This window comes from Caulobacter sp. GW821-FHT09A05, assembly GCF_059418465.1.
In genome coordinates this window covers 87115-110945 of sequence record NZ_JBWKPX010000016.1, presented here as the reverse complement: position 1 = coordinate 110945, position 23831 = coordinate 87115, and the positions used below count along the sequence as shown (strand labels likewise).

Annotated in this window: 20 protein-coding genes; 12 read left to right on the top strand and 8 right to left on the bottom strand. The window is 68.6% G+C overall.

Translation table 11 applies throughout. The annotated features are described in order from the left end of the window. Positions 1-22: 22 nt before the first annotated feature. Complete coding sequence (locus AC07NX_RS16375) at positions 23-2398, bottom strand: penicillin-binding protein 1A (protein WP_494643216.1); 2376 nt, start codon at positions 2396-2398, stop codon at positions 23-25. Between the two features lie 110 nt (positions 2399-2508). Continuing rightward, positions 2509-3708 carry an N-acetylmuramoyl-L-alanine amidase family protein gene (locus AC07NX_RS16370; protein ID WP_494643215.1) on the bottom strand — a complete coding sequence of 400 codons (1200 nt, stop codon included), beginning with the start codon at positions 3706-3708 and terminating at the stop codon, positions 2509-2511. Between the two features lie 557 nt (positions 3709-4265). On the opposite strand from AC07NX_RS16370, the gene AC07NX_RS16365 reads away from it, so the two are divergent. From AC07NX_RS16365 to AC07NX_RS16355, 3 genes are all read left to right on the top strand, one after another. Next, positions 4266-6941 carry an Rne/Rng family ribonuclease gene (locus AC07NX_RS16365; RefSeq protein ID WP_494643214.1) on the top strand — a complete coding sequence of 892 codons (2676 nt, stop codon included), beginning with the start codon at positions 4266-4268 and terminating at the stop codon, positions 6939-6941. A 181-nt stretch (positions 6942-7122) separates the two neighbouring features. Further along, positions 7123-8520 (top strand): M48 family metalloprotease, encoded by a 1398-nt coding sequence (locus AC07NX_RS16360; protein ID WP_494643213.1) that lies wholly within the window; start codon positions 7123-7125, stop codon positions 8518-8520. Positions 8521-8543: 23 nt separating this feature from the next. After that, complete coding sequence (locus AC07NX_RS16355; protein WP_494643211.1) at positions 8544-9281, top strand: DsbA family protein; 738 nt, start codon at positions 8544-8546, stop codon at positions 9279-9281. A gap of 8 nt (positions 9282-9289) precedes the next feature. Here AC07NX_RS16355 and AC07NX_RS16350 read toward each other — a convergent pair whose 3' ends face one another. Continuing rightward, positions 9290-10105: a thiazole synthase gene (locus tag AC07NX_RS16350; protein ID WP_494643210.1), complete on the bottom strand. Its 816-nt coding sequence runs from the start codon at positions 10103-10105 to the stop codon at positions 9290-9292. A gap of 45 nt (positions 10106-10150) precedes the next feature. Beyond that, positions 10151-10351 (bottom strand): sulfur carrier protein ThiS, encoded by a 201-nt coding sequence (gene thiS / locus AC07NX_RS16345; protein ID WP_035076945.1) that lies wholly within the window; start codon positions 10349-10351, stop codon positions 10151-10153. A 79-nt stretch (positions 10352-10430) separates the two neighbouring features. Between thiS and AC07NX_RS16340 the strand changes: the two genes are divergently transcribed. The 4 genes from AC07NX_RS16340 to aat are packed head-to-tail and all read left to right on the top strand — an operon-like array spanning position 10431 to position 13447. Then, complete coding sequence (locus tag AC07NX_RS16340; protein WP_310078814.1) at positions 10431-10874, top strand: type II 3-dehydroquinate dehydratase; 444 nt, start codon at positions 10431-10433, stop codon at positions 10872-10874. Between the two features lie 40 nt (positions 10875-10914). Next, complete coding sequence (gene accB, locus AC07NX_RS16335) at positions 10915-11415, top strand: acetyl-CoA carboxylase biotin carboxyl carrier protein (protein WP_494643209.1); 501 nt, start codon at positions 10915-10917, stop codon at positions 11413-11415. 5 nt (positions 11416-11420) lie between these two features. Next, positions 11421-12764: an acetyl-CoA carboxylase biotin carboxylase subunit gene (gene accC / locus AC07NX_RS16330; protein ID WP_494643207.1), complete on the top strand. Its 1344-nt coding sequence runs from the start codon at positions 11421-11423 to the stop codon at positions 12762-12764. Between the two features lie 29 nt (positions 12765-12793). Continuing rightward, on the top strand, positions 12794-13447 hold the full coding sequence (gene aat / locus AC07NX_RS16325; protein ID WP_494643206.1) for a leucyl/phenylalanyl-tRNA--protein transferase: 654 nt from the start codon (positions 12794-12796) through the stop codon (positions 13445-13447). Here the strand turns inward: aat and AC07NX_RS16320 are convergent. After that, positions 13384-14043 (bottom strand): DUF2155 domain-containing protein, encoded by a 660-nt coding sequence (locus tag AC07NX_RS16320; RefSeq protein WP_494643204.1) that lies wholly within the window; start codon positions 14041-14043, stop codon positions 13384-13386. The genes aat and AC07NX_RS16320 overlap by 64 nt on opposite strands. A 1-nt stretch (position 14044) precedes the next feature. Further along, on the bottom strand, positions 14045-14440 hold the full coding sequence (locus AC07NX_RS16315) for an NADH:ubiquinone oxidoreductase subunit NDUFA12 (protein WP_494643202.1): 396 nt from the start codon (positions 14438-14440) through the stop codon (positions 14045-14047). Between the two features lie 245 nt (positions 14441-14685). Here AC07NX_RS16315 and AC07NX_RS16310 point away from each other — a divergent pair, with 245 nt between their 5' ends. The 3 genes from AC07NX_RS16310 (at position 14686) to AC07NX_RS16300 (ending at position 19066) form a co-directional block, all read left to right on the top strand. Beyond that, positions 14686-17448: a TSCPD domain-containing protein gene (locus AC07NX_RS16310; RefSeq protein ID WP_494643200.1), complete on the top strand. Its 2763-nt coding sequence runs from the start codon at positions 14686-14688 to the stop codon at positions 17446-17448. Positions 17449-17517: 69 nt separating this feature from the next. Further along, a complete protein-coding gene (locus AC07NX_RS16305) occupies positions 17518-18012 on the top strand; it encodes a pentapeptide repeat-containing protein (protein ID WP_494643198.1) in 495 nt (164 codons plus the stop codon). Positions 18013-18109: 97 nt separating this feature from the next. After that, a complete protein-coding gene (locus AC07NX_RS16300) occupies positions 18110-19066 on the top strand; it encodes a pentapeptide repeat-containing protein (RefSeq protein WP_494643196.1) in 957 nt (318 codons plus the stop codon). An 82-nt stretch (positions 19067-19148) separates the two neighbouring features. Here the strand turns inward: AC07NX_RS16300 and aspS are convergent, their stop codons facing one another. Together aspS and AC07NX_RS16290 are read right to left on the bottom strand one after the other, a co-directional pair. After that, positions 19149-20987 (bottom strand): aspartate--tRNA ligase, encoded by a 1839-nt coding sequence (gene aspS / locus AC07NX_RS16295; protein ID WP_494643195.1) that lies wholly within the window; start codon positions 20985-20987, stop codon positions 19149-19151. An 883-nt stretch (positions 20988-21870) separates the two neighbouring features. Beyond that, positions 21871-22611, bottom strand: a complete 741-nt coding sequence (locus AC07NX_RS16290) for an EcsC family protein (protein ID WP_494643193.1) — start codon at positions 22609-22611, stop codon at positions 21871-21873. A gap of 227 nt (positions 22612-22838) precedes the next feature. Here AC07NX_RS16290 and AC07NX_RS16285 point away from each other — a divergent pair, with 227 nt between their 5' ends. Further along, entirely contained in the window at positions 22839-23162 is a 324-nt protein-coding gene (locus AC07NX_RS16285; protein WP_494643192.1) for a GIY-YIG nuclease family protein, read from the top strand. An 84-nt stretch (positions 23163-23246) separates the two neighbouring features. Further along, a complete protein-coding gene (locus AC07NX_RS16280; RefSeq protein ID WP_494643191.1) occupies positions 23247-23621 on the top strand; it encodes a hypothetical protein in 375 nt (124 codons plus the stop codon). Positions 23622-23831 lie beyond the last annotated feature (210 nt).

The following is a 23831-nucleotide window of genomic DNA, read 5'->3' as shown; positions in this document are numbered from 1 at the left end:
CCCCGGGCGGATTGATCGACGATTAGTAGAGCCCGCTGATGTCCGGCGCCTGGGGCGGCGGCTTGGCGGGGCCCTGGGTCGGGGCCGGTCCGACCTGGCCGTCGGGCCACGCCTGGCCATAGGGCTGGGGTCCGCTGCTCTCGGTCGGCACGAAGACCTTGGGCTCGGTGCCGGGACGGAAGGCCTCGCGGATGCCCCGCACCATGGCGAACTTGGCGTTGGCGGGGACCTTGAATTCGGTCTTCGGCTGGCCCTTCAGCGCCTCGCGCATGAAATCCATGAAGATGGGCACCGGGCCGGTCGCGCCCGTTTCGCCCTCGCCCAGCGAGCGGTTGTCGTCGAAGCCGATGAACACGCCGACCACCAGGTTGGGCGAATAGCCCATGAACCAGGCGCTGCGGTACTCGTTGGTCGTGCCGGTCTTGCCGGCCAGCGGATAGCCCAGCGAACTGGCCTGGGCCGCGGTGCCGCGCTGAACCACGCCCTGCAGCATCGAGGTGATCTGGTAGGCGGTGATGGGGTCCATCACTTGCTCGCCGAGCGCCGGGATGCGGGGGCTCTCGTCGCCGTTGAAGCCGGCGTTGCAGCGGACGCAGTCGCGCTTGTCGGCGCGGAAGATCACCTTGCCCTCGCGGTCCTGCACCAGTTCGATCAGGTGCGGCTCGACCCGGCGACCGCCGTTGACGAACGGCGTATAGGCCGTGGTCAGCTTGAAGGGCGTGGTCTCACCCGCGCCCAGGGCCATGGCCAGGACCGGCGCCATGTCACGCGTGACGCCGGTCTTCTTGGCGGTCTCGACGATCTTCTTCATGCCGACGCTCTGGGCCAGGCGCACGGTCATGGCGTTGATCGATTGCTCCAGGCCCTTGCGCAGCGGCAAGGCCCCGTAGAACTTCTTGTGATAGTTCTCGGGGCTCCAGTCCTGGCCATTGGCCCCCTTAAGGGTGATGGCGCTGTCGACCACCACGCTGGCCGGCGTGTAGCCGTTCTCCAGGGCCGTGGCGTAGACGAACGGCTTGAACGCCGACCCCGGCTGACGCATCGCCTGGGTCGCGCGGTTGAAGTTCGACAGCGAGAAGCTGTAGCCGCCGACCAGGGCCACGACACGACCGTTATAGGGTTCCATGGCCACCAGGGCGCCGTTGACGATCGGGATCTGGCGCAGGCGGTAGGCGGCGGCGCCATCGGGCTTCTCCACGAACACCAGGTCGCCGACCTTCAGGCCCTTGGTGGCGTTGGCCCAGGCCATGTCCTCGCCGGCGATGGTCCCCTCGCCCTCGCCCTTGGCCAGGCGGACGCCGCCCGAGGCCGAGGTGACGATGGCCGGCCGCCAGCCGCGACGTTCCGACGGCGGAGCCTTCTTCAGCGCCTGCCTTTCCCAGTCGGCGTCCAGGGTTTCCACATGGCCCCAGGCGCCGCGCCAGCCGTGCCGACGGTCGTACTTCTCGAGACCCTCCATCAGCGCCACCCGCGCCGCCGTCTGCAGCCTGGGATCCAGGGTGGTACGCATGTAATAGCCGCCTTCGTTGAGGCGTGGGCCGAGCGTGGCGACGCCCCGCTGGCGGACTTCCTCGACGAAATAGTCGGCGTCGCGATAGGCGGCGCGCTTGGGGGCCGGCTGGACGACGAGGTCCTCGGCCTTCGCCTTCCTGGCGTCGGCCTGGCTGACCCAGCCCAGGTCGGCCATCTGGCCCAGGATCCAGTCGCGCCGGGCCTTGGCCTTCGCCTTGTTGCGGATCGGATGATAGTTGTCCGGGCCCTTGGGCAGCGCCGCCAGGAAGGCGCTTTCGGCCAGGGTCAGCTCCGGCAGCGACTTGCCGAAATAGTTGTAGGCGGCCGCGCCGACGCCGTACGAGCGATAGCCCAGCCAGATCTCGTTCAGATACAGCTCGAGGATCTGCTGCTTGTCCAGCGACTGCTCGAGGCGGTGCGCCAGGATGGCTTCCTTGAACTTGCGCCCGACCGTCGCGTCACTGGTCAGCAGGACGTTCTTGGCCACCTGCTGGGTGATGGTGGAGCCGCCCTCCAGGCGTCGACCGCGCGCGGCGTTGCCGATATTGTTGAGCATGGCCCGCGAGAAGCCGCCGACGTCGACGCCGCCGTGCTTGAAGAAGTTGTGGTCCTCGGCGGCCAGGAAGGCCTGGGCCAGCTGCGGCGGGATCTGGTCATAGGGCACGAAGATCCGGCGCTCTTTGGAATATTCGCCGATCAGGGTGCCGTCCCAGGCGTAGACGCGCGTGGCGGTCGGGGGGCGATAGTCCTGCAGCTCGCCGGCGTCCGGCATGTCGTGGAACAACCAGGCGGCGTAGATGGCGATGGCGAAGCCGGCCACGGCGATCGCGGACAGCACCGTGACGCCGGCGATGGCGATCCATCGTTGTCTAGGCTTCAGATCCACGCCACCTCCGTCGGGCGACGCACTTTCGCCCGCTCCGTTCGAGTCCTCTAGCGCGCATCGGGCAAGGCGCCAACGGCTCTCGCCATCCCAGGCGGGCCGGCCCTTCCGGCTTAGCGGGCGGCCAGGCGCGTCTGGGCCGCGAAATAGGATTCGATCGACCCGGCGACGGCGTCCATCAGTCGACCGCGACCAGCCGAAGACTTCAGAAGCTTCTCGTCGTCGACATTGGTGATGAAGCCCATCTCTAGCAGCACGGCCGGCACGTCGGGCGCCAGCAACACGATGAAGCCGGCGTCGCGATGGCTGCGGCGCAGCAGCGTCGTCTCCTCGCCCACCGATTGCAGCAGGGTTTCGGCGAAGGCGGCCGAGCGGTTCTTGGTGGCGCGCTGCGACAGGTCCAGCAGGATCTGGCTAACCGCGCGGTCGCGGCCCGGCAGGTTGGCCTTCATCAGCCAGTCGTCTTTCTCGAGCACCCGCGCGACGCGCTCGGTGCCCTTTTCCGACAGGGTGTAGACGCTGGCGCCGCGGGTCGTGGCGTCGGGTCCCGAATCGGCGTGCAGCGAGATGAACAGATCCGCATCGGCCCGGCGGGCGATCTGGACCCGCGCCTCCAGCGGTACGAAGGTGTCGGACTGCCGGGTCATGACCACGGTGTAGCGGCCAGACTTCTCCAGCTTGGCCCTCAGCGCCTTGGCGGCGGCCAGGGTGACGTCCTTCTCGGCGGTGTCGGAACCCGACGAGCCGGGATCCTTGCCGCCGTGGCCGGCGTCGATGACGATCACCTTCTTCAGGCGCAGGGCCGGGGCCCTCGCCGGCGCCGAGACCAGCGTTGGCTTCAAGGCCAGCGGCGGCGCCGTTCCGGGGGCGTCCGTGGACTTCAGATCGATGACGTAGCGATAGGCCGAGGCGCCATCGCCCGGCGGCAGCAGAAAGCGCCGGCGGACCTCGGCGTTGGCCTTCAGGTCAAGGCGCAAACGGGCCCCTCCCGCCGCTTCGTCGATCGCCCAGCGCTCGACCAGACCCTGGCCCGCGCCCTGCAGGTCGCCCGCCGTCGAGACGTTGGGCAGGGCGATCACCACACGGCGATCGGCGGCGCCGTCGGCCAGCAGCTTGCCGGTGGCGGCGCGATCGAGGTCGATGACGATCCGGGTTTCGTTGCGGTCGCCGCCGAAGCGGACCTTCTGGACACCGGCGGCGGGCGCCGGCCCCTGGGCCATGGCCACGGCGACGCCGGCCAGGGCCAGGCCGCCGAGGATCATGGCCGCCCGCGCCCACCCCGTCCTCGCCGCCCAGATCAAGACCTTGCTCATGCCGCCGTTCGCCCCAAGGGCCCAATCTAAACCTAAAAACCGATATCCGCATTTTCGGGTAGAGAAAGCGTTAACCCAAGGCGCGACAAGGCCGCGCAGGTCCGTTCAGTCGAGCGCTTTTCTTTTACGATACGATGTTGCTACACTATGGTCCGCGCGCTGAGCGCCGTGATCGTCATGGCGGAAAGCGTGAGCGGCTCCTATCTCACGGACGTGCTTGCATTCCTTAGGGTGCAATCCGCGTCCGCGGCCGGAGCCGCCGGACTGAAACGAGTTTGGGCTCGATTACCAGCGTGAGGCGCGAAGCCTTCGCTGGATCGTCCCGCAGGGTTCGCGTCGGACCCTTAAGCCGCTCCGGCGTCGACGCTCCATCCGATCCGCGCCCTCCGGCGCGTTTAAGGAACACAGAAACCTTATGGGCTGCGCCGCACCCGACCGCCTTTGGCGACCGACCTACCGCAACCGCTTCGGCGGGGCGACGGGCGGTGACGTGCGCGCCTTTCAATCATATCGGCGCCCGGACCTAGCGTCCGCCGCGCGCCGTGGAGATACCCTTTATGTCGAAGAAGATGTTGATCGACGCCGCCCACGCCGAAGAGACGCGTGTGGTGGTCGTGGATGGTACGCGGGTTGAAGAGTTCGATTTCGAGAGCCAGACCCGAAAGCAGCTCCGAGGAAATATCTATCTCGCCAAGGTGACCCGCGTTGAGCCCAGCCTCCAGGCTGCGTTCATCGAGTATGGCGGCAATCGCCACGGCTTCCTGGCCTTCAACGAAATCCATCCGGACTACTACCAGATCCCGGTCGCCGACCGCGAAGCGCTGATGCGCGACGATTCGCATGACGACGAGGACGATCACCATCACGCCCGCGAGGACGATGACGGCGACGTGGTCGACGACGAGGAAGACGCCGTCGAGGAAGAACTGGCGCGCCGCAAGCGCCGCCTGATGCGCAAGTACAAGATCCAGGAAGTGATCCGCCGCCGGCAGATCATGCTGGTCCAGGTCGTCAAGGAAGAGCGCGGCAACAAGGGCGCGGCCCTGACCACCTATCTGTCGCTGGCGGGCCGCTATGGCGTCCTGATGCCCAACACCGCGCGCGGCGGCGGCATCAGCCGCAAGATCACCACGGTCACCGACCGCAAGCGCCTCAAGAGCGTCGTCCAGGGCCTGGACGTGCCGCAGGGCATGGGCCTGATCGTCCGCACGGCGGGCGCCAAGCGCACCAAGGCCGAGATCAAGCGCGACTACGAGTACCTGCTGCGCCTGTGGGAGAACATCCGCGACAACACGCTGCACTCGATCGCCCCGGCGCTGATCTACGAGGAGGAAGACCTCGTCAAGCGCGCCATCCGCGACATGTACGACAAGGACCTGGAGGGCATCTGGGTCGAGGGCGAGGCCGGCTACAAGGAAGCGCGCGACTTCATGCGCATGCTGATGCCGAGCCAGGCCAAGAAGGTCTTCCCTTACCGCGAGCCGGCGCCGCTGTTCGTCAAGCACAAGATCGAGGACCATCTGGCCCAGATCTATTCGCCGGTCGTGCCGCTGCGGTCCGGCGGCTATCTGGTGATCAACCAGACCGAGGCCCTGGTCGCCATCGACGTCAACTCGGGCAAGGCGACCCGCGAGCGCAACATCGAGGCCACCGCGCTCAAGACCAACGTCGAGGCCGCCGAGGAAGCGGCGCGCCAGCTGCGCCTGCGCGACCTGGCCGGCCTGATCGTTATCGACTTCATCGACATGGATGAAGCCAAGAACAACCGCACCGTCGAGAAGGTCCTCAAGGACGCCCTGAAGGACGATCGCGCCCGCATCCAGATGGGCAAGATCAGCGGGTTCGGCCTGATGGAAATCAGCCGCCAGCGCCGCCGCACCGGCGTGCTGGAAGGCACCACCCACGTCTGCGAACACTGCGACGGCACCGGTCGCGTCCGCTCGGTCGAATCCAGCGCCCTGGCCGCCCTGCGCGCGGTCGAGGTCGAGGCCCTGAAGGGCGGCGGCGCCGTCACCCTGAAGGTCAGCCGGCCGGTCGGCATCTACATCCTCAACGAAAAGCGCGCCTATCTGCTGCGCCTGCAGCAGACCCACGCCCTGTTCGTCACGGTCCTGGTCGACGACAGCCTGCACCAGGCCGAGCACGACATCGACCGCACGGAACTGGGCGAGCGCCCTGCCCCGCAGATCTTCGCGCCGATCGAGCCCGACCCCGTCTATGACGACGAGACGTTCGAGGACGAGGAAGACGAAGAAGACGAGGAGATCGTCGGCGAGGACGAAGACGAGGGCGAGGACGACGAAGCCCCCCGCGCCGCCCGGCCGGCCCGCGCCGAAACCTCCGAGGACGAAAGCGGCCGTCGCGGCCGCAAGCGTCGCCGTCGCGGCGGCCGTCGCGACGATCGCGACGAGGCCCCGGCCGAGGCCCTCGGCGAAGAGGATGAGGACGACGCCGAAGGCGCCGACCGCGCTGAAGGCGACATCGAGGGCGAGGACGAGGAATCGCGCCGCCGTCGCCGTCGCCGGGGGCGTCGCGGCGGTCGTCGCGGCGGTCGCGAGGACGGCGATCGTCCGGCCGACGCCTTCGCCTGGACCCGCCCGCGGGTGCCGTTCGGCGAGAACGCCTTCGTCTGGCACGATCCCGCCGAACTCGACGGTCGCGGCGCCCGCCCCGAGCGCTCCGAGCGTCCGGAACGCGTGGAGGCCCCGGTCGCGGAACGCGCCGAGCGTCCTGAGCGCGCCGAGCGCGGTGACCGCGGCGGTCGTCGTGGACGCGGTCGCGGTGAACGCGGCGAACGGACCGAGGCGCCGGACGCGCCCCGCGCCGAACGCACCCCCGCCCTGCGGGTCGACGTCGCCGAGCTGGAAGTCGCGCCTCTGCCGCCGGCCGTGATCGAAGGTCCGCCGGCCGACGTCTGGGTGGAACTGCCGCCGCAGGACGAGGCTCCCAAGAAGGCGCGCCGTCCCCGCAGTCGGGGACGCAAGGCCGCCGACGCCGAGGCGCCGACCGAGACCCCCGTTGAAGCGCCCGTCATCGAAGCGGTCGAGGCGATCGAGGCGATCGAGGAAACGCCCCTTGTCGCGGCCGAAGTCGAGATCCCCGCTCCGGTCGTCGAGCCGGAGCCCGTCGCGGTCGCCGCGGCGGAACCGGTTCCGGTCGTCGTCGAGCCCGACCCGGCCGAAATCCTGACCCCGCCGGAGAAGCCCAAGCGCGGCTGGTGGCGTCGGGGCTGACGATCCTGAGATGAAGCTCGGCGGGACCCTGGTCCCGCCGAGCTTCACGCCTATATCCGCGGGGTGCGTTCGACGGAAGGTTCCCAGCCCGTCGAGAACCGCGCTAGACTGCCGGCTTGAGCGCGGGGGCGCGATCAGGAGAGTTTCGATGACCTCCCGGGTAAGGGCGGCTTCCGAAAAAATGACCAGGAAGACGGGATCGGCGCTGTCGGTGCTGGCCCTGCTGGCGGCCATCCTCGCTCCCGTCGCGCCGGCCCATGCGCAGAACGGCCCTTCGCTGATCCGTGACACCGAGATCGAGGAAATCCTTCACCGCGACGCTGACCCGATCTACGCGGCGGCCGGGCTGGACCCCAAGACGGTCCGCATCCTGCTGGTGGGCGACAAGGAACTGAACGCCTTCGCGACCCAGGGCCTGATGATGGGCCTCAACACCGGCCTGATCCTGCAGACCGAGACGCCCAATCAGCTGAAAGGCGTCATCGCCCACGAAACCGGGCACCTGGCCGGGGCTCACCCGCTGCGTTCGGGCGAAATGATGCGGGCCGGCCTCAAGCCGATGATCCTGACCATGGGCCTGGGCGTCCTGGCCGCCCTGGCCGGCGCACCCGACGCCGGCGCGGTTCTGATGGGCAACGCTTCCTATTTCGGCCAGCTCGGCGCCCTGGGTTACAGCCGCGACCAGGAATCGCGCGCCGACCAGGCCGGAGCCGGCTTTCTGGAAGCCACCGGCCAGTCGGGCCGCGGCCTCGTCGAGTTCTTCGACAACTTCCGCTACCAGGAGGTTTTCGACCAGTCGCGGCGCTTCGCCTATTTCCGCAGCCACCCGCTATCGGGCGATCGGATCGACGCCCTGCGCAGCCGGGTCGAAAAACTGCCGCACTACAACGCCGTCGACGATCCTGCATCCCTGGCCGAGCACGAGATCATGAAGGCCAAGCTGGAGGGCTTCATCAATCCCGGCGTGGCGATCGTGAAATACAAGGAAAGCGACCGGGCCTTCCCCGCCCGCTACGCGCGCGCCATCGCCTATTACCAGATGAAGGAGCCCGACCGGGCCCTGAAGATCCTCGACGGGCTGATCACCGAGAACCCGAACAATCCCTATCTTTGGGAGCTGAAGGGCCAGATCCTGTTCGAGTTCAATCGCGTCAAGGAAGCCGAGGAGCCGCAGCGCCGTTCGGTGGCGCTGAAACCCGACGCCGCCTTGCTGCGGGTCAATCTGGGCCAGACCCTGATCGGACTCGACGACCCCAAGAAGGTCGAGGAAGGCATCAACGAGCTGAAGCGCTCGCTGCTCGACGAAAGCGACAATTCCGTCGCCTGGCGCCTGCTGGCCCAGGCCTATGACAAGCGCGGCGAAGACGGCCAGGCGCGCCTGGCCACCGCCGAGCAGTACTTCAACATGGGCGCGACCCAGGAAGCCCGGGTCTTCGCCATGCGCGCCCGTGAACTGCTCAAGAAGGACAGCGTGGAATGGCGCCGCGCCACCGACATCGTCCTGACCTCCAACCCTTCCAACCAGGATCTCAAGGACCTGGCCAAGGAAGGCGCCGTCACCTCGGGTCTGCGCCGCTAGGCCGCCCCTTTTCAGAGATCTCCATGCCCCTGACGTCCCGCCCGCTGGCGTTCGCCGCCGCGTCCCTCGCCGCCCTTTCCCTGATCGGCTGCGGGAAGGCCGACGCCGACAAGGCGTTCGGCGAAAAGGTCCACGCCTATCTGATCGAGCACCCCGAGGTGCTGGTCGAGATGAGCAACAAGCTCCAGCAAAAGCGGGTGGCCGAAAAGACCAAGGCGGCCCAGAGCGCGATGACCAAGTATCGCCAGGCGCTGGAGCGCGACCCGCGCGATTTCGTGGCCAACCCGAACGGCTCGATCACCGTCGTCGAGTTCTTCGACTACCGCTGCGGCTACTGCAAGCTGGCCGCGCCGCAGATCGTCGAGCTGATCCAGAAGAACCCGGACGTGCGCTTCGTGTTCAAGGACTTCGTGATCTTCGGCCACGATTCCGAGGTCGCGGCGCGCATGGTCCTGGGGGCCAAGGACCAGGGCAAGACCATCGAACTGCACAAGCGCCTGATGGCCGAAAAGAGCCTCGACGAAGCGGGCGTCGTCCGCATCGCCCAGCAGATCGGCATCGACGTGGCCAAGGCTCGCGCGGCGGGCGTGTCGGAGGCCACGACCCAGCACCTGGCCGATACCCACGCCCTGGCCGAGGCCTTGGCCATCGAGGGAACACCGGCCTTCCTCGTGGGCGACCAGATGATCCCGGGCGCCGACATGCACGCCCTGAACCTGGCGATCGACCAGGCCCGAGCCGGCAAGGCCAAGAAGGTCTAGGCTCCGGCCTAGATCAGGCCCGCCAGCGGCGAGCTGGGATCGGCGTAGAGCCGCTTCTGCATCCGGCCGGCGAGGTAGGCCTCACGGCCGGCGATCACCGCGTGCTTCATCGCCCTGGCCATGCGGATCGGATCCTTGGCCTCGGCGATGGCGGTGTTCATCAGGATCGCGTCGCAGCCCAGCTCCATGCCGATCGCCGCGTCCGACGCCGTGCCTACGCCGGCGTCGACCAGCACCGGCACCCCGGCGTTCTCGACGATGATCCGCAGGTTCACGCGGTTCTGGATGCCCAGGCCCGAGCCGATCGGCGCGCCCAGCGGCATGATCGCCACCGCGCCGGCCTCCTCCAGCTTGCGGGCGTAGACGGGATCGTCGGAGCAATAGACCATCACCTGGAAACCCTCGGCGACCAGCAGCTTCAGCGAGCGCAGGGTCTCTTCCATGTCCGGATAGAGGGTCTTTGGGTCGGACAGCACTTCCAGCTTCACCAGATCCCAGCCGCCGGCCTCGCGGGCCAGGCGCAGGGTGCGCACCGCGTCCTCGCCGGTGAAGCAGCCGGCGGTGTTGGGCAGGAAGGTGAATTCGGTGGGTTTGACGTAATCGACCAGCAGCGGCTGGGTCGGATCCGTCAGGTTCACGCGGCGTACGGCCACCGTGACGATCTCGGCGCCAGCGGCTTTCGCCGCGGCGGCGTTGGTGGCGTAGTCCTTGTACTTGCCGGTGCCGACGATCAGCCGGGAGCGGAAGGTCCGGCCGGCGACGGTCCAGGTGTCTTCGGCGTCAATGGCCGAAACGGCGGATTCGGGGGGGGCGTGCGCGTTCATGACCTGCATTTACGCCCGCCCATCCCGGGTTTCAAACCCGCAGCCTCACCCGCCCCCAATGAAAGTGACGATCTCGATCCGATCGCCGTCGGCCAAGGCGGTGTCGGCGTAGGTCGAGCGCGGCGCGATCTCGAGATTGCGTTCCACCGCCACCTTGCGGGCGTCCAGGCCCAGGGCCGACACCAGATCCGCGATGCTGGCGATCCCGGCGACATCCCGTTCCTCGCCGTTCAATAGAAGCCTCATGTCACCTCCTAAGCGAGCCCTGCTTGTGACGCGGGGGAACCGGCTATACAAGACCTCCCGGAATCGACGGCGGAGCCGAATGGTAAAACCGATCCATGTGCTGAGCGGACCCAATCTCAACCTGTTGGGAACGCGCGAGCCCGAGATCTATGGCAAGGACACGCTCGACGATGTCCGTACGCGCTGCGAGGCGCGCGCGGCCGCTCGGGGTCTTTCCGTCGTCTTCCGGCAGAGCAATCACGAAGGCGTGCTGATCGACTGGGTTCAGGAAGCCCGGACAGAAGCCTGCGCGTTGGTGATCAATCCGGCGGGCTACGGCCACACGTCGATCGCTCTCCTCGACGCCCTGAAGACCTTGAATATCCCGGTCATCGAGTGTCACCTGTCCAACCCGGCGGCGCGTGAGGATTTCCGCCGCCACACCTTCGTTTCGCTCGCGGCGACCGGGATCGTCTCCGGCTTCGGCGCGGCGAGCTATGAACTGGCGATCGAGGCCGCAGCCGGCCTGATCGGCGCGAACTAGCCGGCGACCCCGGCTTCAGAAGACAGCAAGGTAAGCTTCCATGTCCAATCCCAAGGCCCCCGCCGATCCGGTCGAGACCCCGTCGATCGACGCTCGCCTGGTCCGCAAGCTGGCCGACATCCTGAAGGACACTGGCCTCTCGGAGATCGAGGTCGAACACGCGGGCCTGAAGATCCGGGTCGCCCGGGAACTGACCGTCGCCGCCGCCGCGACCCAGTATGTCCAGGCCCCGGCCGCGCCGGCCTACGCCCCAGCCGCGGTCGCGCCCGCCGCCGAAGCCGCCGCGCCCGCGCCGGCCGCCCATGCCGGCGAAGCCGTGAAGTCGCCGATGGTCGGCACCGTCTACCTGTCGCCGCAGCCCGGCGCCGACGCCTTCATCAAGGTGGGCGACACCGTGAGCGCCGGCCAGACCCTGCTGATCGTCGAAGCCATGAAGACCATGAACCCGATCTCGGCTCCCAAGGCCGGGAAGGTCGTCGAGATCCTGGTGGCAGACGCCCAGCCCGTCGAGTTCGGCGAGCCGCTCGTCATCGTCGAGTAATCGGCATGTTTGACAAGATCCTCATCGCCAACCGAGGCGAGATCGCGCTTCGGGTTCACCGCGCCTGCAAGGAAATGGGCATCGCCACCGTGGCGGTCCATTCCGAGGCCGACGCCAATTCCATGTGGGTGCGCCTGGCCGACGAGAGCGTCTGCATCGGTCCGGCCTCGGCCGCCAAGTCGTATCTGAACATCCCGTCGATCATCGCTGCCGCGGAAATCACCGGCGCCCAGGCGATCCACCCGGGTTACGGTTTCCTGTCCGAGAACGCCCGCTTCGCCGAGATCGTCGGCGCGCATGGCTATACCTTCATCGGGCCCAAGCCGGAGCATATCCGGATGATGGGCGACAAGATCACCGCCAAGCAGGCCGTCAAGGACGCGGGCATTCCCGTCGTGCCGGGCTCGGACGGCGGCGTGTCGACCGAGGAAGAGGCCTTCGAGGCCGCCGAGCGCATCGGCTTCCCCGTGCTGATCAAGGCCGCCTCGGGCGGCGGCGGGCGCGGCATGAAGGTGGCCCAGACCCGCGAGGACCTGGCCGAAGCCGTCTCCACGGCCCGCTCGGAAGCCCGCGCCGCGTTCGGCGACGACACGGTCTACATGGAGCGCTACCTCCAGAAGCCGCGCCACATCGAACTGCAGGTCATCGCCGACAGCCATGGCAATGTCGTGCACCTGGGCGAACGCGACTGTTCGCTGCAGCGCCGCCACCAGAAGGTCCTGGAGGAAGCCCCCTCGCCCGCCCTCGGCGCGGCCGACCGCGCCAAGATCGGCAAGATCGTGGTCGATGCCGTCAAGGCGATCGGCTATCTGGGTGTCGGCACCATCGAGTTCCTGTGGGAGAACGGCGAGTTCTTCTTCATCGAGATGAACACCCGCCTGCAGGTCGAGCATCCCGTGACCGAAGCCATCACCGGCATCGACCTGGTCCGCGAGCAGATCCGCATCGCCGCCGGCCTGCCGCTGTCGTTCACCCAGGACGACGTCGTCTTCGAAGGCCATGCCATCGAGTGCCGGATCAACGCCGAGAACGCGCGGACGTTCACGCCCTCGCCGGGCACGATCACCGACTTCCACGCCCCTGGCGGCCTGGGCGTCCGGCTGGATTCGGCGATCTATACGGGCTACGCGATCCCGCCCTATTACGACAGCCTGATCGGCAAGCTGATCGTCCATGGCCGCGATCGCCAGGAATGCATCGCGCGCCTGCGTCGGTGCCTGGGCGAAATGGTCGTCGGCGGCATCGAAACGACGATTCCGCTGTTCCAGGACCTGCTGGTGCAACCCGACATCCTGGCCGGCGACTACGACATCCACTGGCTGGAGCGCTGGATCAAGGCGCAGGGCTAGGTTCTGCTCAAAGGGTCGGGCGGAACGCCATGGACGACGCCTTCACGGTCGATGATCTCATCGCCTGCTACGAGCGCGGCGTCTTTCCCATGGCGGACGCCCGCCACGACGAGAGCATCTTCCTGATCGATCCGGAACGCCGGGGCGTGCTGCCGCTGGACGGCGTGCACGTCCCGCGCCGTCTGGCCCGCACCGTCCGGGCGCAGCCGTTCGAAATCCGTATCGACACGGCCTTCGACGCGGTTGTCGAAGCCTGCGCGGCCGCGCGGCCGGGCCGGCTGGAGACCTGGATCAACAATCCGATCCAGCGGCTCTATGGCCAACTGTTCGCGCGCGGCCTGGCGCACAGCGTCGAGTGCTGGGACGGCGAGGACCTGGTCGGGGGGCTCTACGGGGTGGCGTTCGGCGCCTGCTTCTTCGGCGAAAGCATGTTCTCGATCCGCCGCGACGCCAGCAAGGTGGCGCTGGTCCATCTGGCGGGCCGGCTGATCGTCGGCGACTATCGGCTGCTGGACACCCAGTTCATCACCGAGCATCTCGAACAGTTCGGGACCACCGAGATCTCTCGGGCCGACTATCGCCGTCGCCTGGGTCGGGCCTGGACGGCACAGGCCGACTTCTATCGGCTGGCGGCCGGCGCCACCGGCGCTGAGGTCTTGCAGGCGATCAACCAGGCGTCATAGACCGGGTGTTCCAGCGGGTTCAGGCCCGGGGAATTGGCGTACATCCAGCCCTTGTAGATCTGGCGTCCGGGGGGTGCCACCCGGCCCGGCAAGGCCTTGGGCTGGGTGTCGACCGTGACGTAGGCCACCGAATCCGGGGCGTCCTCGTCGGGCGCCGTGGTCTCGCAGGCGCGGACCGTGAAAATCAGGGTCTTGTAGCGGATCGGCTGACCGACCGGAGCCTCGAACCGCATCGTCTCGGTCGTCACCTTGTCCAGCGCCTGGAGGACGGCGACCGAGGAGCGGGCCCGCTTGAGCGGCTCGGCCGGCTTGTCGGCCGCGGCCGCCGCGGGCTTGGCGGGCGGCGAAGCCTGGGCCGGCGCGCCCGAGGCGGAGGCCGAGGGGGTCGTCGCGGGCGTGGCGGCGGGCGCCGCAGGGCGCGGTCCCGGCGTCGGTCGCGACGGCTGCGGCGCGACGACCGGCGCGGGAGCCGTGGGCGGCGCCTGGGCGGCCGGGGGTTGCTGCGGCGTATTCTGCAACGCCCAGGCTCCGCCGCCGGCGAGCGAACCCGCCAGGGCCAGCGTCGCCACGCCCGTCAAGAGCCGCCGGTTCGTCATCCTATTCGGGCGACCAGGGCTTGTAGTCGCTGGTGGCGACCGCGCGTTCGCCGCCCCGGGTCAGCGAGCCCTTCGGCCGCCAGGCGTGGATGGTGCCGGTCAGGTTGGGATGGTGGTCCTTTTCCCAGGCGCGGCGCTTCAGCGGCGCCGTCGTCGGCGGCTCGTCGAAGGTGTAGTGCAGCCAGCCGCTCCATTCCGGCGGCACCTTGGACGCCTCGGCGTAGCCTTCGTAGATGACCCAGCGGCGCTTGCGGTCGTCATAGCTGTCGCTGTTGTCTCGGGCTTCGAAGTAGCGGTTGCCGTAGTCGTCCTGGCCGACGAACACGCCACGACGGCTAATGTGGAAGCGCTGACCGATGGTCGCGCCGTTCCACCACGTGAAGATCGCTTTCAGCACCGCGTAAGCACCAATCTCGCAAGGGTCCCGGATTCGGGAGGGTTTCGGGCAACGCCAAGGCGTTGCGAAGCGGCCGGACTATAGGTCGGCGGCCCTTCAGCGTCCAGCACGCGGCGCGACAACCTCCATTCAACATCTTGTGGATCAGGACGCGGCGGCACCCCACATCTATTGAAGGCCGCCGTTCCACGATCTAGGATGGCTAATTCTTGGCGCATCCAGGCGCCCAGGCTGCGGAATCGCCCATGCGCATCCAGTCCCGACACCCCGTCTCCGCCCCGCGCCTCGCGTTGCGCGAGATCGAACGCCCCGATGCCGTGGTCGAGGCGCTGGCGCCGGAGGGTTGGACGGACGCCAGGGTCGAGGCCTGGCTGGATTGGGCCGCCCGGGACCGGAACGACGGCGCGATCGACTCCGAGGCGCCGTTGGGCGGCGGCCCGGCCCGCTATGCCGACCACCTGGCCAAGGCAGGACTGTCCGATGGCCTGTTCGGAGACGCCGCCGACGCCGACGCTTTCCGCGACGCCCTGCTGGCCACCATGCTGACGGGGACGGCCGCTCCAGCCGGCGCCGCCGTGGCGCGGCGACGCCTGCCCGACATTGGAGAAATCGAATTCAAGCGGGCCGCCGAGGACGGCCTGGCGCACTGGCGGTCGGCGCGTCTGGCCGCCAAGGCCGCCGCGCGGCTCGACGCGGCCCTGGCTCAGGTCGGCGACGCCGTCCAACGCTGCCATGGCGAGGCCAGGACCTGCGCCGATCCCACCAAGAACAGCGCGCTCGGCCGCGCCGCGCGCCGGGCCCGCGACCTGGGCGCCGACGACCGCATGATCCTTGACGCGATCGCCCTGGCCGGCGCGCCGCGGACGGCCCTGATCGAACCGGACGCCAAGGCCGTCGCCCCGATGGTCGCCTCGGCGTCCCGCCAGGGCGTGGCGGCGGTCGACGAAGCCGCCAACTTCGCCGCCCAGATCGGCTGGGAGACCAGCGCCCTGGTGCTGGCCTTGTCGCCCGAGGACGCCGAAGCCCTGGCCCGGGGCGCGCCGGTTCGCGCCGCGATCGACGTCACCGCCTTCCAGCACGGCGAGACCTTCGACACCGCCGGTTTCAACCAGGTGGTGGGCCTGTGGGCCACGGCCCTGGAAATCGAACGCGGCGACCGCCCGGCCGAGATCGGCCTGGCCGGGGTCGGCGACTGGCTGCTGGCCCAGGGGCTGTCGGCCGCCGGCGACCTTGGACGAGACGCCGCCTCGGCGCTCTGGGCCCTGGCGGTTGGCGCTGCGCTCAGCGCCAGCGCCGAGGCCGCCGCCGTGCTCGGCGCCGATCCCGCCTTCGCCCAGGAGCGCCAGACGGTGCTGCGCGGCCTGGCCGAACGTCGCGTCCGCGCCGCCGCCCTGCGCTCGCCCCTGGCCTCGGAATCCGCCGCGGCCCTGGCTGTCGGCCATGGCCTGGCCCGCAAGCACGGCCTGCGCTCGTCCCGCCTGGTGGCCGCCTTCGCCGATCCGGAGGCCGCCCTTCGCCTGGGCGGCAAGCCTCTGGGCCCCGCCGACGCCGCCCCGTCGGTCTCGACGGCGGAGACCGCTGACGGCCTGCTGGTTCCCACCTTCAGCGCCGCCGCCCACCTTTGCCTGAGCGAGGCGGGCGCCGACTTCGACGCCGCCCGTCGCCACGCCGTCGGCCACGGCTCGCTGGCCGAGTCCCCGGCGATCGACCATACGGTGCTGCAGGCTCGCGGCTTCACGGCTCATGAAATTGAACTGGCCGAAGACGCCCTGCGCCACGCCGAAGGCCTGCGCGCCGCCTTCGCCCCGGCGGTGATCGGGGCGGGCTTCCTCAGCGACGTGCTGGGCGCGCCCGCGGAGGCCCTGGCCGATCCGGACTTCGACACCCTGGCCTTCGCCGGCTTTTCCGAGGTCGAGATCGAGGCCGCCGAGCGCCATGCCCTCGGAGCGCGCCGCCTGTCCGATTGCGAGGCCCTGGAAGGCGAACTTCGGGCGCTGTTCGCCGCGATCGAGGCCCCGGTCCTGGCCGACCGGCTGGCGATGCAGGCCGCGGTTGAGACCTTCACCTGCCTGGCCACCCCGGCCGTGCTGGACCTGCCCTTCGACGCGCGCCCGTCGGACGCCGCCCGCCTGCAGGCCGCCGCCGCCCGCGCCGGCGTCCGGGCCCTGCGCCTGAACCGCGCCGCGCCGCCGGCGGGTTTCGCCCTTCCCCTGCCCGAGGCGGAAGCCGAGGCGCCCAGGCCGGCCCGCGCCGAGGCCGTCGTCCCAAGTCCCGCCCCGGTGAAGGAGCGGATCGTCGAACGCGTGGTCGAGCGGATCGTGGAGCGCGGCGGCCGCGCTCGCCGCAAGCTGCCCGACCGCCGCAAAGGCTATATCCAGAAGGCTGCGGTCGGCGGCCACAAGGTCTATCTGCACACCGGCGAATACGAAGACGGCGAGGTCGGCGAGATCTTCATCGACATGCACAAGGAAGGCGCCGCCTTCCGCAGCCTGATGAACAATTTCGCCATCGCCATCTCGATCGGCCTGCAATACGGCGTGCCGCTGGACGAGTTCGTCGACGCTTATGTCTTCACGAAGTTCGAGCCGGCCGGCCCGGTGACGGGCAACGACTCGATCCGTTCGGCGACGTCGATCCTCGACTACATCTTCCGCGAACTGGGCGTCTCGTACCTGGGGCGGGACGACCTGGCCAACGCCGATCCGGGCGAATTCAACGCCGACGGCCTGGGCCGGGGCGAAGGCGCGACCGATGGCGAGGCGGGGCCCGAGCCCCTGCCCGCGAGCAAGTTCATCTCCAAGGGTTTTTCGCGCGGCGCGGCGCCCGACAACCTGGTGTTCCTGCCGTTCGGCGGCCGCCGGGACCAGGAAGCCCGACCGGTCGGGGCCAGCGGGGACGTCTGCCCGGCCTGCGGCGACCTGGCCCTGAGCCGCAAGGGCGGCCTGGTGGTCTGCGACAGCTGTGGAACCCAGGCCGACGCCTCTCCCGGCGAGAGCGACGCCGGCTAGCCGTTTGCCTGGCCTTAAGCTTGCGTGGCCATGCTTGATCGCCGTTCCCGCCGAAAGACGCGTGCCAGAATGAAACCGCTGCTCCCGATCCTCGCCGCCGCCGGCCTGCTGCTGCTGGCCGGTCCCGCGACGGCCCAGAACGCCAGCCAGATCGCCCAGGTCCGTGGCGGGGCCAGCTGCCCGCGCTGCAACCTGTTCCAGGCCGACCTCTCCGGCACGGTGCTCAAGGGCCGGAACCTGGCCGGCGCCCGCCTGCGCCAGGCCGACCTGAGCCTGGCCGAGATGAACCGCACCAGCTTCGCCGGCGGCGACCTGCGCGACGTCAATTTCTACGGCGGCGTGTTCGGCGGGGCCAGCTTCGCCGGGGCCAACCTGACCAACGCCAGCCTGGTCGGCGCCTATCTGGAGGGCGCCAACTTCCGGGGCGCGACCCTGGCCGGCGCCAACCTCTCGGGCGCCGAGATGGACCGCGCCGTGGGCCTGACCCAGGCCCAGCTGAACCGGGCCTGCGGCGATATGTCCACCCGCTTGCCACGCGGCCTTTCCGTGCCCGCTTGCCGTTAAACTTCCGTCATTACCGCGATTTAAGTGGCGCTTGGGTCTCGACGGCCCCAAATCGTAACCCACACGGTCGCTTATCTTGACCGGTCTGGAGGTTTCGATGTCCCGCTTGCGGATCACGATCGCCGCTCTGTCGCTCGCCCTGTCAGCCATGGCCCATCAGGCCTATGCCGGGGTCGAGGACAAGGACGTGGCCAGGATGATCTCGCTGGGCGGCGCCTGCGTGAGCTGCGAGCTGTCGGGCCGCAAGCTGACCGGCGCGCGCTTCACCGGCGCCAACTACGCCAAGGCCAACCTGATCGGGGCCGACCTGCGCGGCGCCAGCTTCTTCGGGTCCAATTTCACCGGCGCGGACCTGTCGCGGGCCGACCTGCGCGGCGCCGAAATGCGGGGCGCCGGCTTCTCCCACGCCATCTTCACCGACGCCCGGCTGTCGGGTATCGAGAGCAGCGGCGCCAACTTCGTCGCCGCCGACCTTGGCCGGGTCGACTTGTCGAGCAGCGAACTGCACGGCGCCAGCTTCCAGGGCGCCAATCTGGAACGGGCCAACCTGTCCAGCAGCGAGCTGATCGGCGCCAACCTGCAGGGCGTCAACGCCAGGGGCGCCAACTTCAGCTCGTCGGAGCTGAACGCCAGCAACATGACCGGCGGCAATTACGAGCGGGCCTCGTTCCGCAACGCCGAGTTCACGGGCTCGACCCTGCGCGGCGCGATCTTCAACGGCGCCGACTTCGCGGGGGCCGACCTGTCCGGCGCCAGTCTCGGCGGGGCCGACCTGTCCAACGCCCGCGGCCTGGACCAGGACCAGCTGGACGAGGCCTGCGGCGACGGCGGCACCCGGCTGCCGCGCGGCCTGACCATCCGCAACTGCTCGGGCAATGTCCGGGTCCGCGTCAGCCCCAGCTTCGAGCGCGCCCAGGCCGAGGCCGCCCGGGCCCAGGTCGAGGCCCATCGCGCCGAGATCGCCGCCGCCGCCCGCCTGGCCGCCGTTCCCAGGCCGCCGAAGCCGCCCAGGCCCCCGGCGCCGGCCAAACCGGTCAAGGACCTGGGCAACTAGGCCCGCCCCGCGCGCCGGACAAAAAAGCCCTCCGATCCCGCTGGACCGGAGGGCTTTTTCATGGGCGCCGGGCCTCGCCAACCTAGACCTTGATCGGCGGGGCCGAGCGGATGTGCAGTTCCTTGTACTGCTTGTCCAGGGCCTCGGCCGGGGCGTTCATCAGCAGGTCCTGGCCCTGCTGGTTCAGCGGGAAGGCGATGACCTCGCGGATGGCCACTTGCTCGGCCAGCAGCATGACGATCCGGTCGATGCCCGGCGCCAGGCCGCCGTGCGGCGGGGCCCCGAAGCGGAAGGCGTTGAGCATGCCGCCGAACTGTTCCTCGACCACCTCGGCGCCGTAGCCGGCGGTCTCGAAGGCCTTGAGCATGATCTCCGGCTTGTGGTTGCGGATCGCGCCCGAGCACAGCTCGTAGCCGTTGCAGACGATGTCGTACTGGTAGGCGCGGATGGTCAGCGGGTCCTGGGTCTCCAGGGCCTCCAGCCCGCCCTGCGGCATCGAGAACGGGTTGTGCGAGAAGTCGACCTTCTTCTCCTCCTCGTTCCATTCGAACATCGGGAAGTCGACGATCCAGCAGAACTTGAACTGGTTCTCGTCGACCAGCTTCAGCTCGGTCCCGACCCGGGTGCGGGCCAGGCCCGCGAACTTGGCGAACACGGAGGGATCCCCGGCCACGAAGAAGGCCGCGTCGCCCTGGCCCAGGCCCAGGCTCTCCATCAGGCCTTGCGTCGGTTCGCCCAGGTTCTTGGCGATCGGGCCGCCCCACGCGCCCTGGTCCTCGGACCAGAAGACGTAGCCCAGGCCCGGCTGGCCCTCGCCCTGGGCCCACGAATTCATGCGGTCGCAGAAGGCGCGGCTGCCGCCGGTCGGGGCCGGAATGGCCCAGATGGCGTTCTTGGCGTCGGCGCCGAGGATCTTGGCGAACAGGCCGAAACCGCCGTCGCGGAAATGCTCGGAGACGTCGGCCATCTTGATCGGGTTGCGCAGGTCGGGCTTGTCGCTGCCGTACCAGGCCATCGACTGGGCGTAGGTCAGGCGCTCGAAGCCCTTGTGCTCCAGGGTCTGGCCGAAATCGTTGGTGAAACTATGAGTCCCATCAATGGGCGACACCGGCTTGCCGCCCGAGAACTCCTCGAACACCCCGTGCATCACCGGCTCGATGGCCGCGAACACGTCTTCCTGGGTGACGAAGCTCATCTCGACGTCCAGCTGATAGAATTCGAGGCTGCGGTCGGCGCGCAGGTCCTCGTCGCGGAAGCACGGGGCGATCTGGAAGTAGCGGTCGAAGCCCGAGACCATCAGCAGCTGCTTGAACTGCTGGGGGGCCTGGGGCAGGGCGTAGAACTTGCCCGGATGCAGGCGAGACGGTACCAGGAAGTCGCGCGCCCCTTCCGGCGACGAGGCCGTCAGGATCGGGGTCTGGAACTCGTTGAACCCTTGCGCGAACATCCGCGAGCGGATCGACTGGATCACCTTGCTGCGCAGCACGATGTTCTTGTGCAGGGTCTCGCGGCGCAGGTCGAGATAGCGGTGCTTCAACCGGATTTCTTCGGGATAGTCCGGCTCGCCGAACACCGGCAGCGGCAACTCGGCGGCTTCGCTCAGCACCTCGACGGCCGAGACGCGGATCTCGATCTCGCCGGTCGGCAGGTTGGGGTTCACCACGCTGGCGTCGCGGGCGATCACCTCGCCATCGACCCGGATCACGCTCTCGGCCCGCAGGCGCTCGACGACCGCGAAGCCGGGGGTCTCGGGGTGCAGCACCAGCTGGGTCAGGCCGTAATGATCGCGCAGGTCGATGAAGACCAGGCCGCCGTGGTCGCGCTTGCGGTGGATCCAGCCCGACAGGCGCACCCCGGCGCCGGTGTCGGAGGCCCGCAGGGCGCCGCAGGTGTGGGTGCGATAGGCGTGCGTCGAGGTCATGGAAAAGTCTTTGGAACGCGTGATTTTCGAGGGGCGGAAAGGCGCATGGGGGGGCGTGGATGTCAAGGATTCTGGCCCCGGTCACTTGCCCCCTACGGACCGCTTCGCGGTCGTCTTCCCCCAGAGGGGGAAGAGCCTCGGCTCCGCCCCCTCTGGGGGCGGACAGGCGGCGAAGCCGCCAGGTGGGGGCAAGTGGTCACCGGCACGATCTCTCGCTCTCACGCGGACTTCCGCTGAGGTTATGGAAAGGGTCGCGGAGCGCCGGACATCGTCCGGAGTGTTTGAAGAGTAACCGTTTCGACGAAGCCCAGATCGCTCCGCGCGGTCGTTATCCGGAAGCCTGCGGCGCTGAGCCCTGTTCGGGCCTCGCCGCCTTGAAGCCTCCGACGGGCGGGCCAGGTCAACGACACCCGGTCCCGGACCGCGAGCGCGTCACCGCTCGCCTGCTGCTCCGCCGGCCCTCGCGCCACGTCGTATCTGTATAACAGGCCCGACCGGCACCAGAGACGCGAGGTTGGTCCTGTCCTTACGCACGCGGACAACACCACCGACAGAGCTACCCGCTCGATCGCCCCTCGCCGCCGCATCGGTCGCTGGCCATGCGCCCTTTCCATGCGACGAGGTGGGTCAAGGATAAGGGCGGTTGGAAGGGGTGAGGACAGAAACGGGTCGAGAAAGTTCAGGGCGTTGATTTCGCTGAGGTTCATCGCGGATACGCCGAGCATAAACCACCCAAACTCCGCTCATCCCGGCGAATGCCGGGACCCAGATGGAATGGCGGTGTGGCTGACGCCAGGAGCGCTGAGTCTCTCCAATCCTCCACCCAGCCATGGGATCTGGGTCCCGGCATTCGCCGGGATGAGCGGATAAAAATGGGATTCCGCTAGGAGGCCCCGCTCGCCGCCCGCTCCGTCCGCCCCTCCCCCGCCAGCCACCGCATCCGATAGGCCATCATCGCCGTCTTCCCCAGGTGGGCCGTCAGCCGCCAGTTGACCACGGCCCCGACCGGGGCGCCGACCACGGGCAGCAGCTGGGCCAGCTTGGCCAGGTCGATGTGGTCGCGGTACTGCTGCTGGAACGAGCGCCAGTCGAAGCCCTTCAGGTCGGCGGGATGCGGCCGCGCGTCCCAGTCGTCCATGGCCTCCAGCACCTTGCGGCGGTGCTCGACGTCCGAGAAGGCCAGCTCGAAGATGTGCAGGATATAGAGCCGCTCGCTCAGCACGCTCCCGTCATGGCCGTAGAGGGCGGCGATCTCGAACAAGAGCTTGAGCTTGAAGCTCATCAGCAGCGGGAAGTCGGCCGCCGCCAGCAGGAACCCGCCCGCCCCCGCCACCCCGCCCTCGGCCCCGGCGGCGGTCTTCCAGCCCTGGATGGCGGTCGCCACCTTGGCCTCCCGCTGCTCCAGGGTGGCGTCCTGGAGCGGAGACGCCGTGGCGAAGTCGGCCCCGGTCAGGATCGCCTTGGTCATCCCCTCCATGGCGGCGGTGATCGCGGCGTGGACCTTCTCGGGGATGATCGTGTTGATCTTCCGCTGCACGGCGCGGGAGGCGTTGCCGAGGGGGCCGGCGGGCTTGGTGATGCGGGCGCGCCAGGCGGCGAGGTCTTGGGAGGTGGAGGTGGTCATTTGACACATATAGCGTGTCCCACCGCCAGCCCCACCGCCCGTCATTCCCGCCCTTGTGGCGGGAACCCCTGGTTCAGCCGACGGTGCGCCGCCTTGGCGCGCCGGCGCGCCACACCGCTGCTCTTGCGACGGACGAAGGGGTTCCCGCCACAAGGGCGGGAATGACGGCTGAGGTGTGATAAGGCTAATATCAACCTATAGCTTCATATCGTCCCGACAGGTCCAACATGGTCGCCGCCGACGCCTGGATCGCCGTCTACATGATGACCGACCGCTATCGCGGCACGCTCTACACCGGCGTCACCGGCCAGTTCCACAGTCGTATCATCCAGCATCGCGAGGGGGTTGGCGGCTTCACTCGCCGCTACGGCCTCAAGCGCCTGGTCTGGTACGAAATCCACGACCAGATGACCGACGCCATCCAGCGCGAGACCTCGATCAAGCGCTGGCCGCGCCAATGGAAGATCAACCTGATCGAACGCGACAACCCGCGTTGGGACGATCTCTATGAAGCGGTGTTCAATTGGACGCCGGTTCCTCGGCAGGTTTAGGTGGTTTGTCGGCACCTGGAGCGGGCCTGCTGATCGTCTGTTCAGGGCGGCAATCGGCCGCTGAGGTCGTGCTACATTCCGCGCATGAGCATCACAGGAGACTCCCTCAAAGCCGGGATCGACGCGGAATTGCTAAGGGTCAATGATCCGCGCATCGTCGCCTTAGTACGCAGCCTTTTGGTTGAACCGATCGCAACAAGGTTGGACTGGGACTACGGAGCGTCCGACCAACAGTACCTTGGCTGGGTGGTGCTCGACGACTCTGCCGGATCAGGTACAGCAATCGCGTACTGCGAAGAAGGCTTCGGGCCTAAGTGCCCTTGGGGTCTAGTTGGCGCCGAACCGGTGGAGGGGCGGCGATCAATGGGGATGGATAGCGCCTGGTTTCCCACTTTCATGGAAGCATTTTTCGACTCGTTCGCCGCGCTCGAGATTGAGCGCTGGAATCCAGCAGACTGACGAGAGACGAGCATCCAATAGGGCGAAATTCGTCGTCACCTCTTAGTCACCTCTTGCCGACAAACCGACCCTATCGCTGCCAACCACCGTGGGTCGCTATGAACGTGCGACCCGCCTTGGCGCGCTGGCGCGCCACTCCTTCGCCCGCGCGACGGGACGAGGGGCTCCCGCCACAAGGGCGGCAATGACGGACGTTGGAGGCGGGAGCGG

Bases quoted from the DNA above. Each gene is read 5' to 3' on its own strand.
- AC07NX_RS16370 (WP_494643215.1), bottom strand. From the start codon at position 3,708: ATGAGCAAGGTCTTGATCTGGGCGGCGAGGACGGGGTGGGCGCGGGCG.
- AC07NX_RS16365 (WP_494643214.1), top strand. From the start codon at position 4,266: ATGTCGAAGAAGATGTTGATCGACGCCGCCCACGCCGAAGAGACGCGT.
- AC07NX_RS16360 (WP_494643213.1), top strand. From the start codon at position 7,123: ATGACCAGGAAGACGGGATCGGCGCTGTCGGTGCTGGCCCTGCTGGCG.
- AC07NX_RS16355 (WP_494643211.1), top strand. From the start codon at position 8,544: ATGCCCCTGACGTCCCGCCCGCTGGCGTTCGCCGCCGCGTCCCTCGCC.
- AC07NX_RS16350 (WP_494643210.1), bottom strand. From the start codon at position 10,105: ATGAACGCGCACGCCCCCCCCGAATCCGCCGTTTCGGCCATTGACGCC.
- thiS (WP_035076945.1), bottom strand. From the start codon at position 10,351: ATGAGGCTTCTATTGAACGGCGAGGAACGGGATGTCGCCGGGATCGCC.
- AC07NX_RS16340 (WP_310078814.1), top strand. From the start codon at position 10,431: ATGGTAAAACCGATCCATGTGCTGAGCGGACCCAATCTCAACCTGTTG.
- accB (WP_494643209.1), top strand. From the start codon at position 10,915: ATGTCCAATCCCAAGGCCCCCGCCGATCCGGTCGAGACCCCGTCGATC.
- accC (WP_494643207.1), top strand. From the start codon at position 11,421: ATGTTTGACAAGATCCTCATCGCCAACCGAGGCGAGATCGCGCTTCGG.
- aat (WP_494643206.1), top strand. From the start codon at position 12,794: ATGGACGACGCCTTCACGGTCGATGATCTCATCGCCTGCTACGAGCGC.
- AC07NX_RS16320 (WP_494643204.1), bottom strand. From the start codon at position 14,043: ATGACGAACCGGCGGCTCTTGACGGGCGTGGCGACGCTGGCCCTGGCG.
- AC07NX_RS16310 (WP_494643200.1), top strand. From the start codon at position 14,686: ATGCGCATCCAGTCCCGACACCCCGTCTCCGCCCCGCGCCTCGCGTTG.
- AC07NX_RS16305 (WP_494643198.1), top strand. From the start codon at position 17,518: ATGAAACCGCTGCTCCCGATCCTCGCCGCCGCCGGCCTGCTGCTGCTG.
- AC07NX_RS16300 (WP_494643196.1), top strand. From the start codon at position 18,110: ATGTCCCGCTTGCGGATCACGATCGCCGCTCTGTCGCTCGCCCTGTCA.
- aspS (WP_494643195.1), bottom strand. From the start codon at position 20,987: ATGACCTCGACGCACGCCTATCGCACCCACACCTGCGGCGCCCTGCGG.
- AC07NX_RS16290 (WP_494643193.1), bottom strand. From the start codon at position 22,611: ATGACCACCTCCACCTCCCAAGACCTCGCCGCCTGGCGCGCCCGCATC.
- AC07NX_RS16285 (WP_494643192.1), top strand. From the start codon at position 22,839: ATGGTCGCCGCCGACGCCTGGATCGCCGTCTACATGATGACCGACCGC.
- AC07NX_RS16280 (WP_494643191.1), top strand. From the start codon at position 23,247: ATGAGCATCACAGGAGACTCCCTCAAAGCCGGGATCGACGCGGAATTG.